Annotated in this window: 12 protein-coding genes; 2 read left to right on the top strand and 10 right to left on the bottom strand. The window is 42.2% G+C overall.

Annotation, left to right across the window (positions count from 1 at the left end; translation table 11 throughout):
* Positions 1-8: 8 nt before the first annotated feature.
* The 8 genes from SCRDD08_RS09795 to SCRDD08_RS09760 form a co-directional block, all read right to left on the bottom strand.
* A complete protein-coding gene (locus tag SCRDD08_RS09795; RefSeq protein WP_061423514.1) occupies positions 9-1,076 on the bottom strand; it encodes an ABC transporter ATP-binding protein in 1,068 nt (355 codons plus the stop codon).
* An 8-nt stretch (positions 1,077-1,084) separates the two neighbouring features.
* Positions 1,085-2,011 (bottom strand): oligopeptide ABC transporter permease OppC, encoded by a 927-nt coding sequence (gene oppC / locus SCRDD08_RS09790; RefSeq protein ID WP_048764526.1) that lies wholly within the window; start codon positions 2,009-2,011, stop codon positions 1,085-1,087.
* The gene (locus SCRDD08_RS09785; protein ID WP_061423513.1) at positions 2,011-3,507 is read right to left on the bottom strand and encodes an ABC transporter permease; all 1,497 of its coding nucleotides are present in this window, start codon (positions 3,505-3,507) and stop codon (positions 2,011-2,013) included. Before SCRDD08_RS09785 ends, oppC begins: the two co-directional genes overlap by 1 nt.
* Positions 3,508-3,572: 65 nt before the next feature.
* Positions 3,573-5,549, bottom strand: a complete 1,977-nt coding sequence (locus SCRDD08_RS09780; protein WP_061423512.1) for a peptide ABC transporter substrate-binding protein — start codon at positions 5,547-5,549, stop codon at positions 3,573-3,575.
* A gap of 140 nt (positions 5,550-5,689) precedes the next feature.
* Positions 5,690-7,444, bottom strand: coding sequence for a glycerophosphodiester phosphodiesterase (locus SCRDD08_RS09775; protein WP_061423511.1), 1,755 nt, complete (start codon positions 7,442-7,444; stop codon positions 5,690-5,692).
* A 140-nt stretch (positions 7,445-7,584) separates the two neighbouring features.
* The gene (locus SCRDD08_RS09770) at positions 7,585-8,079 is read right to left on the bottom strand and encodes a DUF536 domain-containing protein (protein WP_005591876.1); all 495 of its coding nucleotides are present in this window, start codon (positions 8,077-8,079) and stop codon (positions 7,585-7,587) included.
* Positions 8,080-8,194: 115 nt separating this feature from the next.
* Entirely contained in the window at positions 8,195-8,923 is a 729-nt protein-coding gene (locus SCRDD08_RS09765) for a pseudouridine synthase (protein WP_061423510.1), read from the bottom strand.
* A gap of 9 nt (positions 8,924-8,932) precedes the next feature.
* Positions 8,933-10,084, bottom strand: coding sequence for an MFS transporter (locus SCRDD08_RS09760; RefSeq protein ID WP_061423509.1), 1,152 nt, complete (start codon positions 10,082-10,084; stop codon positions 8,933-8,935).
* Between the two features lie 194 nt (positions 10,085-10,278).
* On the opposite strand from SCRDD08_RS09760, the gene def reads away from it, so the two are divergent.
* Positions 10,279-10,911 carry a peptide deformylase gene (gene def, locus SCRDD08_RS09755; RefSeq protein WP_061423508.1) on the top strand — a complete coding sequence of 211 codons (633 nt, stop codon included), beginning with the start codon at positions 10,279-10,281 and terminating at the stop codon, positions 10,909-10,911.
* Positions 10,912-10,976: 65 nt separating this feature from the next.
* Here the strand turns inward: def and SCRDD08_RS09750 are convergent, their stop codons facing one another.
* Together SCRDD08_RS09750 and SCRDD08_RS09745 are read right to left on the bottom strand one after the other, a co-directional pair.
* On the bottom strand, positions 10,977-11,207 hold the full coding sequence (locus SCRDD08_RS09750) for a GlsB/YeaQ/YmgE family stress response membrane protein (protein WP_061423507.1): 231 nt from the start codon (positions 11,205-11,207) through the stop codon (positions 10,977-10,979).
* 93 nt (positions 11,208-11,300) lie between these two features.
* Entirely contained in the window at positions 11,301-12,542 is a 1,242-nt protein-coding gene (locus tag SCRDD08_RS09745) for an aminopeptidase (protein WP_061423506.1), read from the bottom strand.
* A 229-nt stretch (positions 12,543-12,771) separates the two neighbouring features.
* Between SCRDD08_RS09745 and SCRDD08_RS09740 the strand changes: the two genes are divergently transcribed.
* Positions 12,772-13,295 (top strand): alpha/beta hydrolase family protein (locus SCRDD08_RS09740; RefSeq protein WP_155719810.1); only part of this gene is annotated, 524 nt, incomplete at its 3' end.

Raw genomic sequence — 13,295 nt, 5'->3', positions numbered from 1 at the left:
CCTTCCTCCTAAGCTTCTAAGTGATTGAAGCCCATTTTTGAACGAATTTTATCATGAAGGTTTTCGATAATAGCTGGCTTCTCAACCCTTGGTGCATCTTCGTGCAAGAGCCAGGTCTTAGCCCAGTGCGTATCGGAAACCTGAAAGGCAGGAGCTTTTTCTTCGAAATCAATAGTCATTGCATAGTCCGAACGAAGTGCAAAAGCATCCCCTTTAATGCTAGTGTATAGTGATGGTGGTGTACCTGGAATCGAGTAAAGTTCACCATTTGCTTCAGCTAACTGCGGCAAGCTAGACAGCAGGCTCCATGTATATGGATGCTTTGGATCGTAGAAGATTTCTTCAACCGTTCCATATTCAACGATTTCGCCAGCATACATAACCGCCACTTTATCAGCAATACTTGCTACAACACCAAGGTCGTGGGTGATAAAGACAGTCGTAAAATGGTATTCTGCCTGCAATGACTTGAGCAAGTCAATAATTTGGGCTTGAATCGTCACATCGAGAGCTGTTGTTGGCTCATCACAGATCAGAATATCTGGACGGCAAGCCAAGGCGATCGCGATAACAATCCGTTGACGCATCCCACCAGAATATTGGAATGGATACTCTTCAAAACGTTTTTCAGCGTCTGGAATTCCAACTTTAGTCATGTAGTCGATTGCCATTTCTTTGGCTTCTTTGCTTGTTTTTCCTTGGTGTTTTATGATAACTTCGGTAATTTGACTTCCGATTGTATTAATCGGATCTAGACTAGTCATCGGATCTTGGAAAATAGTCGCAATTTTGGCACCACGAATGGGTTCCCAGTCCTTGTTGCTCTTTAGGGCAGTCAAATCAGTTCCTCGGTAATCAATCGTTCCTTGCGCTACACGGCCATTTTCTTCCAACATTCCAGTAAATGTTTTTGTCAAAACAGATTTACCGGAGCCAGATTCTCCAACCAGAGCTAGAACTTCACCTTCAACTAGGTCAAGGGAAACGCCTCGAATGGCAGTCAATACTCTGTCACGAACGTCAAATTCCACGACAATATCGCGAGCAGTCAATATTACATTTTTATTTTTTGTCATATTTACTCCTATCTATGTGTCCGTGGATCACTTGCATCAGCTAAGTTTTGACCAACTACGAAGAAGGACAGGGATACCAAGATCAAGGTTGTCAATGGAATCCAGAAAAGGTAAGCATTAGTTGTTACGTTTTGTGAATAGTCGGAAATCAAGCGTCCCAAACTTGGTACTGTTACAGGAAGACCAAGCCCAAAGAAGGATAGGAATGCCTCGTAAGAGATAAAGCTTGGAAGCATTTGAGAAGTTGTCGTCACAATAACAGATACCAACTGGGGCATGATATTCTTGGTCACAATCTTATATGTTGGAGTTCCCAAGGTACGCGATGCCAAGTTATACTCCAAATCACGGTAACGCATAATTTGAATACGGATCGTATACGCAATTCCTACCCAGCCAGTGATGGTCATGGCGAAGATCAAGTTCCAGAAACCAGCACCGATAGAGTAAGTCAAGACAATGACTATCAAGAGGGCTGGAATATTTGAAATGATATTGTAGACTTCCATCATGACACGGTCAACTGCTTTGGAAATTCCCCAGATAGCACCAATAATGATTCCGATAATCAGGTTAATGAGTGTTGCGATAATCGAAATCAGAATAGAATTCCGAGCACCGAACCAAACACCGTCAAACAAAGATTTACCATTACTGTCTGTACCAAACCAGTGTTCAGCATTTGGTTTGATATAACGCATACTAAAGTCATTTACCTTGCTGACATCATTGAAATCGAAATTCGAAAACATTGGATAAATGAAACTCATCAAAACGATGGCAATCAGAATCCCTAACATGATCGTCGTTGATTTCTTTTTCAAGAACTGACGCATAACAGAGCGCCAGTATGAATAAGCCGGAGCATCAATCGTTTCAGAGGCAAAATCGTCACGTTTGACAAATTGGAATTTACTTTTATCAATTGTAGCCATTATTTACCTCCTTTAGATGTTAATTTAATACGTGGGTCAAGCATTGTCATCAAGATATCACCAACTAAGAGGGCAAAAATTGAAAGACAGGTGAAAATAAATACAAGACCAACCACCATTGAGTTATTTGATGCCTTAACAGAATCAATCAGCATTTTACCCATACCAGGAAAGGCGAAGACAGTTTCTGTCAGGGTCGCACCTGCAATAACACCAACGATAGAAGCTGGAATACTAGATACCAACGGCACCATCGCATTCTTGAAAATGTGCTTGTTCGAAATTTCTTTCTCAGAAAGACCTTTGGCACGAGCAAAGCGAACAAAGTCTTGGGATTGTAAGTCAATCATATAACGACGAATCCAGACAGCTGTCACAGGTGCGCTTAGAAGTCCAAGAATCAGCGATGGCAAAACATAGGAACGCCAGTCACCTGCTCCCAAAATTGGGAAGGAATCTGGAAGACCAATAGCTGAACCAGCCAAACGAACAATATAAACAAGAGCGATGGTTGGCAGTGACATCATGAAGGTCAAGCCACCTGTTGAAATACTATCAAACCAAGTATTTTTCAAACGAGCCATATAAGAACCAAGCGGAACAGCAATCAAATAAGAAAGCGCCACACCAATCAGACCAATAATAGATGAGCTGACAATCATCGATGGGTTTTGATAGTTATTCTTGGTTGCAGTGTAAGCATCTCCCTTGCCATATTTAGCAATATCTTGAGAGTCTGCCTTACTTGGAGTCTTGTAGGTACGAGAATAAATATCCACAGCAGAAGTTTTCTTACCTGTTGGGAATTGAACTTCTGATGATTTTGTTTGTCCTTGTCCTTGGGAAATAACTTGCAATACAGGCGTATTCGCATAAGTAGGATAAGAATTTCCTAGGTTCAAACTAACAAAGTTTTGGTGAACAAATGGGAATTGGCCATTAAAATATAGAAGATATTTATGACGAGTACCAGAACCTACGACTGACCAACCAATGGCCGGGTCATTTTCGATACGGATATAACGCTCAAGATTTGGATTTTCCTCATCTTGAATCGCATTTGGATGATCAATCTGGATCAGATTAGCATAGAACTCAAGTACGCGCTCGTAAACTGGAACTTCACGAACAGCATAGAATTCTTTGCTTTCTTTGAATTGATACAATTTCCAACCTTTGCCAAGTTTCTCAACATAGGCTTCGTAGATCTTTTTATTCTCATCGGTTGCCTCAGTAGTCACAGATTTATTTTCCTTCTTGGCTTTTTCCTGCAACTCTTTTGTATCATAATAGTCAATATAACCCATCCGCTCATAGACTGTATTTTCATAGTTTGTCTTTTTATCTTCGGTTGTGGCTATCTTATTGTAGTTCGGGTCTTGTTTGAAAATCAATCTTCTCGGAACCATTGTATAAATAATGGTATAGGTCAAGGTCGTTACCAAGAAAATCGACACAATTGAGCGTAAAATACGCATAAAAATGTATTTCTTCATTTATCGTTTCCTTTAAATTTCAAAAGAACTTTCTCTCGCTATTAGAGAAAGTTCTAGTGAACGATTTATTCTACATGACTTTCGAGATCTTTTTGTGCTTTCGCATTTGACTCTTCTTTTTCTTTCAGCCATTTCTTACGAGCTGCTTCGTAGTCTTTCTTCGTTACTACTTCATCTTTCACTTTAATACGTTTGAAGTAAGTAGAACTTGTCTTATTACCTGTTTGGGCATAAGCGCCTGAGAATGGCTCGATACGTGAGATAAATGGTGCTGCTCCTTGATTTGCCATCAATGGAACAATAATAGAGTTATCTGTTAACCAAGCTTGAGCCACTGCATATTTTTCGTAACGAGTAGCAATATCTGAAGTCTCTTTACCAGCTTCATCTACCAAGCGGTCATATTCATCTAAACCAACTTGCTTAGCTGCAGCATTATCTGCTCCTTCAAAGCCAAGGTAGGTTTTTGTTGTTTCAGCTGCTGAAGTTTTCAGAATGTCTGTGTATGTTGATGGATCTTGATAGTCAGGACCCCAGCTAACGAGGATTGAAATATCCCAATCTTCAGCGGCAGCATTTGGTGCGTAGTAAGTAATATTGAAGAGATCATCTTCTGACATTTGTTGGATATCTACCACCACATTTTCAGATCCCAAAGCCTTTTCAACAGATTGCTTAAGGGATTGAGCACGGTTGATCATTGGTTTCGATGTTTGAGAAACTGGAAGATCTAGATGGATTGGGAATTCAACTCCCTCTGCTTGTAAGGCAGCTTTTGCTTTTGCAAACTCTGCTTTTGCCTTCTCAGCATTATAGAGTCCGTCTTGACCATCCTCAAGTTTAACACCTTTCCATTCGTCGCCCAATGTAGCCACTTTTTCTTCGACTAGATCGCCAAAAGACTTATCACCGGCTTGAACAAAGGTTGGCGGTACAAAAGTATTGCGAACAGCGTAAGGAGCACCTTCTTCACCATTAACTTGTGCTGAATAAGACTTACGGTCGATAGCAAAGTTCAAGGCTTGACGGAAATCTTTGTTAAGAATCGCTTTCTTAGTAGCAGACTTCTGAGCATCTGTTGTTTTACTTGTGTGATTGTAACCTTGGCGGTCGAGGTTGATACTCATCACATTTACAGTAGCAGCTGGTGCAGTAAAGTAGATGTTGTCCTTAAAGTCTTTTTCTACTCCAGCATAGTTTGAGCTTGTAGGGTAGAGACGAGCTACTGTGTAAGCGCCGTCTTTAAAGTTACGAGCAAGGGCATCTTGGTCTTGTCCATCAAAGTAAGACAACTTAATTGTGTCAATATGGACATTTTCTTTATCCCAGTAGTTTTCATTCTTTTGATACTCAACAGCAGACTTAGCAGTGATAGACTTCATCAAGAATGGTCCATTGTAAAGGATAGAAGATGGGTCAGTAGATTGACCGAATTTGTCCCCTTGTTTCTTAAGGAAATCTGCGTTAACTGGCCAAAGAACTTGTGAAGTTGTTTTTGAATTCCACTGTGGTTCAGGTTGGTTCAGAGTATATTGGAGAGTGTGGTCATCAACTGCTTTGACACCAACAGTAGAGAAGTCAGTTGTCTTACCAGTCACATAGTCATCCAAGCCTTTTACAGATTGTTGCACAAGGTAAAGGGCTTCAGATTTTTTATCAGCCGCATGCTTGAGACCCGTCACGAAGTCCTGAGCTGTCACATCGCCGTATTCTTCACCTTCTGAAGTATACCATTTAGCATCTTTACGGATTTTATAGGTATAAGTCAAACCATCCTTAGAAACAGTCCAAGACTCTGCAATAGACGGTACAAAATTACCATATTGGTCATTTTCCAACAAACCGTCCACACCGTTTGTCACAAGGTCAACTGTCGAAGCTTTACCAGATGTCACATAGTCCAATGTTTCTGGATCAGCAACATAGACATAGTTATAAGCTTTTGCTGCGCTGTTTCCTTTTGATGAACCAGAACAAGCAGCTAAAACGCCTACTGAAAGAAGGCTAACTCCAGCTAAAGCTAATACTTTGCTTTTTTTCATACGAATTCTCCAATTTTGTTTTTTAGGTTTACTTAGGATTATAGCACAAGAAAGGAAAAAAGTAAACTAAATTTTCTGAATATTATGGTAGACATGCAATAACTCTACTCTATTACTCGTATTCATTTTCTACTACTATTCTAGGAAAAACTTAGCAAGTCTAAAGACTTATTTAATAGAAGGGTAGTATAGTCCGGATCATCCTTGAGTTCTTTAATGGAACTTTGAACCAACTCCAAATCATCTGTAATCATCCCATCCACTCCTAAGCGAAAAGATTTGACGATACTATCCTCATCGTTAATAGTCCAGTCATAGAGGCGTTTGTCAGACTGCCAGAGTTTATTGACAAAATTTTCATCCAAGGTTGAATACTCCATGGTGTAGCCAGAAGCCTTAGTTCGTGGAAAGATTGTATTATAAGGCAGGATAAAGAAACTGGGGATAGAGGAGTCATATTTGACAACCTGATCGATAACTTGGTAGTCTAAAGACTGAATCTGGTGTTGATAAACCTTGATTTTGGCACCATACTTGCTCAAGAATCGCTCCATCATATCCTTGGAGTCTTTCTTGCTGGTCTTGATTTCTATCAAGAGGCGCTGGCCAAGTTGATTGGCACGAGTAAAGTAATCGTCAAAACTAGAAATCTTAGCTCGATAGCCATTTTCTGAAATCACTAGCGAAGTTAGTTCGGCCAAGGTTAAGTCTTGAGGTTGGGCATCCAGACCTGCCAACTGCTTCAGGTTTGCATCATGCATCATGACAAATTGCCCATCCTTAGTTTCCTGCACATCCATTTCTACTAGATCAGGCTTGAGCAATGCTGTTTTTTCCAGCGCTTCTACGGTATTTTGGATTCCATTTTCCCTCGAAACCCCTCTATGGGAAATCGTAATCGGAACGTTCTCCAAAGGGAAATTTAGATAGACATAGCCTTCTAATGCGAAGCTTAAGCTGGCAATAGTCAGAACAAACCAACGCATTAGAGACAGGCCTTTTTTCGTTGGATAGTCATTTAAGGTACGATCTGTCAGGAAGGAGACAAATTTGAGAAGGAAATAGGACAACATAGCATAGTAGGCAAACTTAATCAGGACAAAAGCTGCAATACCGCTAAAGAGGACAACCTCATTTGGTTGAGTGTTCGCGTACTGCTGTCCTAGTATAGCTGGAGCTGAGAGAAAAGTATAAAGCAGAAAGCTTTTGATAATAATCCAAAAAAGATGCCTAGTGTAAAAGAAAAGGCGGTTCTTGGTCTTGGCCAGACTAAAGCGAATTGCCTGAGGAACTGTTGCGTGCTCAAAAAAGAGCTGTGGTAGGGCAAACATTAGTCGCACTGCCACCAGAAGCATGCCAACCACAAGAAGTCCCATGAAAACAGCGAACAAAATATTATTTGCCAAATAGGTGACAATAAAATCTGGAACCAAAATTTTATTGAGATAGTAGATTTTCAAAATTTGGCGCAAAAAAGGAAAAAGAAAACCCATATAAAGTACGATAAAGAGCATTTTCCCTGGACCAGCCTTCTTGACAATAGCAAAACTATCCCTGAATGTTTTTCCAAGAAAAGCGAATACTGGTCGGTTTTCTTTATCCAAAAGGTTGCGAATCCCCATGAAAATCATGCCGCTCTGGAAATAGGCGACAAAGAGATTGACCACAACGAGGACTAGAAAACCTAGACCGACCAGCCAATTAGAGCTTAGGACTGCCCAGACATTGTTGTAAGACAAAAAGAGATAGCCTGTCTGTTTGAGCAGATATTCTGCTGCGTAGGAATTAAAGGGAATCCAAGCATACTCCATCATCATAAAGGCCATGAAAAAGAGAACTAGGATCTTGTCTAAATTATGATAAAAGCGCTTAAAGCTAAGTTTTTCTGGTTTCATCTTATTCTTCTTTCAAAAATTTAGGCGAAACAGGGTAGTCAAGTTACAGTGGCTACAGTTAGTCCGCTCCTGTTATTGCCATCTTGACTCCCCCCTTCTTTGACAAATAAATCCCAGCTTTTCAACTGAGATTTTCTTTCTTATTTACCAAATAAACGGGCGAAAAATCCTTTGTTTTCCTGCTTTTGTACCTTCTCCTTGGCTTCATCCAGCTCCAAAAGAAGTGTTTCCCGCTCGCTCATAGCCTTGGCTGTCAACTGTTGTTGCTGGTCCAGCTGCTTATCTTTCTCAGCTATCTGCACGTCCTTGACACGGAGTTGTTCGTCTTTCTTAGCCAGCTGGTTATCTTTTGCCTTGAGTTGCTCATAAAGGCGCAAAATCTCAGCATTTTTTTCATCCACTAAGATTTCCATCAACTCGCGCTGTTTGACTTCTTCGCTGACTGGCTCATCTTCAAAAATGGTCTTTTTATAAATTTCTTCTAGTTTAATCAGGCCACTGCGGGTCACGACTGTGACCCCTTTTTCATTTTTTTCTGTATCTTCTGGCGGCAGAGCCTTGACACGATTATTGATTGCCTGACGGCTGACTCCTAAAATCTCGGCCAGCTCGCTGACTGTCTTTTCAATTGCCATAATTTCCTCTGAAACTTTTTCTAGATATAGTTACCTAAATCTTATCATATCAAGACTTAACTGTCAAATAAGGCAAAAAAGTGAAGCAAATATATTGCTCCACTTTCCTAATCTTCTATAGTTCAACTTGAAAAATTTTCAAGCTCTGCATTTCTTCTTCTGTCAAGCGTCGCCATTGCCCCAGTTCCAGACTTGGTTCTAGCTGCAGAGGTCCCATAGACAAACGCTGAAGATCGGTGACTTCCTTCCCGCGCGCTAAAACCATCCGCTTCACCTGATGAAACTTGCCTTCTGAGAGCGTGATACGAACCAAACTGGTCTGTGCTCCTTCATCTCTTTCGATAATTTCGAGCTGGGCAGGCTGACAAGTGAAATCTTTGAGTTCGATTCCTTGAGCAAAACGCTCAATATCTGTCTGATCCATCAGACCAGCAACCTGAGCCTGATAAACCTTAGCTACATGGCGCTTTGGGGACAGCATAGCATGCGATAGCTGACCATTATTGGTCAAAAGCAGAAGCCCATGTGTGTCTACATCTAACCGCCCCACAGGAAAGACTTCTTTTTGACGAGCAGTATCGTCCAATAAATCTAAGACGGTTTTATGTCGGTCATCTTCAGTGGCGGAAATGACACCCTTAGGTTTATTTAAGAGGTAGTAGACAAACTTTTCATATACCAGGGCCTGACCATCCACCACAATCTGCTCCGACCGCTCATCAATCTGTGTCTTGGCCGACGTGACCGCTGCCCCATTGACCCAGACTTGACCTTTTTTCAATAGTTGCTTGACTTGACTGCGCGAGCCAAGCCCATTTTCTACTAAAAATTTATCTAGACGCATATTCTTCTCCTAAGCAGACTTTTTCTTGAGAATTCCGAATGCCAGCACTGCCATTAAAACCATCAGACTTCCCAAGACACCAAAGATGAAGGAAGCTTGGCTTGAAAATTGACTAATCAAAGACAAAAAGAAAGTTGTAGCAGTAGCTCCGGCACTACAGCCTAAAATCACAATCGAAGTTGCTTGATTCAAGGATTTGCTAGGGATTCTCTCTGAAAGAATATGGAAAATCGCTGTCAGACTGACACTATAAACAAAGCCAGAAGCGATAATAACCACACTCAAGAGCAAGAGATTTGGTGCTAGGCCAATCATGATCGCAGTAAGGCCAAAGGCCACTCCCGCAACCGTCAATAAATTTTCCTTAAAATAATGAAGAAGCGGTGCAAAAGACAAGCCTGCGGCAATACCAATCAACTGCATGCTTGAAAGGATCAAACCTGCTGTCTGAACACTGCCCATACCAGACTTTTCAACCAGTCCAGGCACGCGCACGTTGATGACAACATTCGTCAAGACAATCACTGCTGCTACCAGGGCTAGGCCGATTGTCAAAAACCACTGTGTAGCTGTCAAGCCCTTGCCTTCTTGATGAGCCTCATGATGCTTCTCCTCCTTGCCATAAGGTACAAAGAGCAGGTAGAGGGCTAGAACGATCAATCCCGAAGCATAGACCAAGAAAGAAATTTCCCAGCCAAAGCGAAGCAACTGGCTTACTCCAAGTGTCAGGAGGGCTGTCCCGACAACTTCAGCCGATCCACGCAGACCTAAGGTCTGAATCCGTTCCTTGCCCTCATAACGCTCACTGATAATCGAAATGGCCTTAGCATTGAGCAAACCAACTCCCATACCAAAGATAAGCCGAGAGGCAAAAATCACCCAGTAGGCCTTATTCACGAGAGGAACAAAGCCGCAAAGAGCGAAAATCAAGAGCCCCGTCACAATCATCTTTCGTTCCGATAAATATTTCTCCACCAAACCATTTAAGATTAGCATGAGCATAATCCCAGCCGATGGCAAAGAAACCAGCAGTTCAATCCAGCTTTCCGGCAGGTCTTTATAAAAAGCAAACATAGCCGATTGGGCGCTGGAAATCGAAAAGGAGGTCGTCAACACCAAAGAAAGTGAGAGAATACTCACTTTTTCCATAAACTTTTTCATTCTATTTTCCTTTAAAAATCACACTCATTCTATCATACAGCTTTTTAGAAAATGACGCAATCATCTTTTCTTAAAAATTCAGCCATTAAAAAGAGTATTCTTTCGAAAAATTTCTCCTCTGACAAAAGGACAAGCCCTTTCTTTATTTCTGGCGGGATTTGTGTTATGATGAAAGAAAGAAAAAGGAGAGAATCATGCCTGTTAGTGAAAAAAAATCGGTTATGGATAAATTAACCAAAGCAGCTCATTTGATCGATATGAGCGATATTATTCGCGAGGGAAATCCTACCTTGCGTGCAGTGGCTGAGGAAGTCAGCTTTCCCCTATCTGATCAGGAAATTATTTTAGGTGAGAAAATGATGCAGTTTCTGAAACATTCTCAAGATCCTGTCATAGCAGAAAAAATGGGGCTCCGTGGCGGAGTCGGTCTAGCAGCGCCCCAACTGGATATTTCTAAGCGAATCATCGCTGTGCTGGTGCCAAATCTGGATGACGAAGAAGAAAATCCGCCTAAAGAAGCCTACTCCCTAGCTCTGGTCATGTACAACCCTAAAGTTGTTGCCCACTCTGTGCAAGATGCTGCCTTAGCCGATGGAGAAGGCTGCCTGTCGGTTGACCGAGAAGTGCCAGGCTATGTCGTGCGTCATGCACGAGTGACCGTGGAATACTTTGACAAGGATGGCCAAAAACACCGCATCAAACTCAAAGGCTACAATTCTATCGTGGTTCAACACGAGATTGACCACATCAACGGCATCATGTTCTACGATCGTATCAATGAAAAAGACCCATTTGCAGTGAAAGACGGCATGCTGGTACTGGAATAAACGACCATATATTGCAATCAAAAATACCTAGACATAGAGCGTCTAGGTATTTCTTTTACACTATTCTAAGTACCTCGATCCCAGAAAAGAGCCAAGAGGATCACAGCGCCCAAGACTGAGGGAAGAATAGCTGTGTCCGCTAACATCGGTCCCCAGTGGCCAAAAAGCAATTGCCCAAGCCATGAACCAAACCAGCCCAAGAGGATTTTTCCGATACAGCCCATACGCTCCCCGCGGCTGGTAATAGCCCCAGCTATGAGACCAATGATAAAACCGACAAACATACTACCAATCATATAGGATCCTTCTTTCTATGTTTCTAAGAATACTTTTCAAGAAGCAGGTGGGAGCTGTCAGATTAAAAGTGCCCGTCAAAACAACTTTAAATCTTAGATTGCCCAGTCTCCATTTCTGAAGATAGGAACTCGTGTTCCATCCTCACGGATACCATCGATATCCATTTGATTCGAACCAATCATAAAGTCCACGTGAACATCTGAGCGGTTAAGTCCCGCAGCTTCAAGCTCTTCTTCGCTCATATCTACCCCACCAACAACGCTAGTCGCATAGGCTGCACCGATAGCCAAGTGGTTTGAAGCATTTTCGTCGAAAAGGGTGTTAAAGAAGGTAATACCTGACTGAGAAATCGGGCTTGGTTCTGGTACCAAGGCACATTCACCCAAGGCACGCGCACCCGCATTTTCAAAGACAAGGTCTTTCATGACCTGATCACCCTTTTCAGCAGTGATATCTACGATTTGTCCGTCTTTAAAGGTTACCTTAATACCTTCGATGATATTCCCGTTATAGCCAAGCGGTTTTGTAGAAGTGACATAGCCATCTGCACGACGGAAGTCAGGGGCAGTGAAGACTTCTTCTGTTGGCATATTTGGCAAGAATCCTTCTCCCTGTGCATTGATAGCACCAGCTGATTCCCAAACGTGGTTCTTAGGCAAGCCAAGTGTCAAATCTGTTCCTGGTGCTGTGTAATGAAGGGCTGAGAATTGTTCTTTATTGAGCATTTCTGCCTTGCTCTTAAGGATAGCAGCATGCTCTTCCCAAGCCTTAACAGGATCTTCTTCGTAGACACGGCAAGTTTTGAAGATTTGGTCCCAAAGGAGATCGACTGCTTCTTCATCGCTTGCAGCATTTGGAAAGACTTTTTTAGCCCACTCAAGTCCAGCAGCGGCCGCTACTGTCCAGCTAACCTTGTTGGATTGGGTTGCGATGCGCATTGGCTTCATAGCAAGTCCCATCGCTTTAGCAGAAGCTGAAAGCTTGTCAGCGTCCACTCCGTTCAAGGCACCTGGGTCAGAAGAACGGACACCAAGACGGCTAGCCTTGTTCTCTAAGAGATAGTTCATCTCAGCAATCTTGTATTCTGGCACATTGTCCAGACGCTCCATCGGTGCATGGAGAAATTTCTCACGGTTTATCACATCATCTGTCCACTGAACGATGACCTCATGCGCACCCAAGGCATAAGCTTCTTTCACGATTAAATGCGCCAACTCACGCTGCTCCACATCTATATTGAGCGCCACCGTGTGACCAGGCTGCACGTTGATACCATTGGCAACCAATAGTTTAGCGTATTTTTCTAAGTTTTCTTTAAAATTTGGTAAAACCATTTGTTTCTTCCTTTTCTAGATTTCTTTCAATGCAGCAAAAAGCCACAAACATGGAGCCAACATCTGTCACTCTAGAGCGCTCCTGTTTCAGTATATCATAAAACAAGGAAAAATCGTACTTTCATCATTCCAAGTCCCCCTCTCCTCACTAACATCAATCCAAGCAATTTCTTGCGCATCGCCTCGTTTTTCTATATACTAGTGGTATTACTGAAAGAAAAGGAGACCTATGAAATATCTCATCATTATTGCTGCTGGTCTTGCTCTCATCGGACTGATTCTTTTTTTCTGGTCTTCACAGAAAAATCCGACAACCAGTCAGCAGGAAACCGCGCACAGCAGCGTGACACAAGTGGAAGAAAGGACAGCCTCGTCCCTTTCTCCAACAGAGGATATTGTAGAAGAAGCCTATTCTGTGGTTTATGGCGACAAAAATCTTGTCGGGACCATCACAGCTCCCCGCGATTATCAAACCAAACAGTTGCCAACCATTGTCATTTCACACGGCTTTAATAATACCCACGACATGTATCAGAGTTATATGCAGGCGCTAGCCAAACAGGGTTTCCTGGTTTATGGCTTTGACTTTTATGGTGGAAGCCGTCAGTCAAAGAGTGGGGGACAGGACATGCTCCATATGTCTATCCAGACCGAGTTGACTGATTTGGGCCAAGTCATGGACAAACTCCGCTCCGAAAGCTTTGTCAATCCTAAACAGATGAGCTTGATTGGAGTCAGTCAGGGGGGTGTGGT

Source organism: Streptococcus cristatus (assembly GCF_001578775.1).
In the GTDB taxonomy this organism is placed as follows: Bacteria; Bacillota; Bacilli; order Lactobacillales; family Streptococcaceae; genus Streptococcus; species Streptococcus cristatus_A.
The sequence above is the reverse complement of the archived record's forward strand: the minus strand, read 5'-3'. Positions and strand labels throughout refer to the sequence as shown.

Excerpts from the sequence above, each read along its gene's own strand:
- oppC (WP_048764526.1), bottom strand. The coding sequence starts at position 2,011 with ATGGCTACAATTGATAAAAGTAAATTCCAATTTGTCAAACGTGACGAT.
- SCRDD08_RS09795 (WP_061423514.1), bottom strand. The coding sequence starts at position 1,076 with ATGACAAAAAATAAAAATGTAATATTGACTGCTCGCGATATTGTCGTG.
- SCRDD08_RS09785 (WP_061423513.1), bottom strand. The coding sequence starts at position 3,507 with ATGAAGAAATACATTTTTATGCGTATTTTACGCTCAATTGTGTCGATT.
- SCRDD08_RS09750 (WP_061423507.1), bottom strand. The coding sequence starts at position 11,207 with ATGATTGGTAGTATGTTTGTCGGTTTTATCATTGGTCTCATAGCTGGG.
- SCRDD08_RS09745 (WP_061423506.1), bottom strand. The coding sequence starts at position 12,542 with ATGGTTTTACCAAATTTTAAAGAAAACTTAGAAAAATACGCTAAACTA.
- SCRDD08_RS09760 (WP_061423509.1), bottom strand. The coding sequence starts at position 10,084 with ATGAAAAAGTTTATGGAAAAAGTGAGTATTCTCTCACTTTCTTTGGTG.
- SCRDD08_RS09780 (WP_061423512.1), bottom strand. The coding sequence starts at position 5,549 with ATGAAAAAAAGCAAAGTATTAGCTTTAGCTGGAGTTAGCCTTCTTTCA.
- SCRDD08_RS09765 (WP_061423510.1), bottom strand. The coding sequence starts at position 8,923 with ATGCGTCTAGATAAATTTTTAGTAGAAAATGGGCTTGGCTCGCGCAGT.
- SCRDD08_RS09770 (WP_005591876.1), bottom strand. The coding sequence starts at position 8,079 with ATGGCAATTGAAAAGACAGTCAGCGAGCTGGCCGAGATTTTAGGAGTC.
- SCRDD08_RS09775 (WP_061423511.1), bottom strand. The coding sequence starts at position 7,444 with ATGAAACCAGAAAAACTTAGCTTTAAGCGCTTTTATCATAATTTAGAC.
- def (WP_061423508.1), top strand. The coding sequence starts at position 10,279 with ATGCCTGTTAGTGAAAAAAAATCGGTTATGGATAAATTAACCAAAGCA.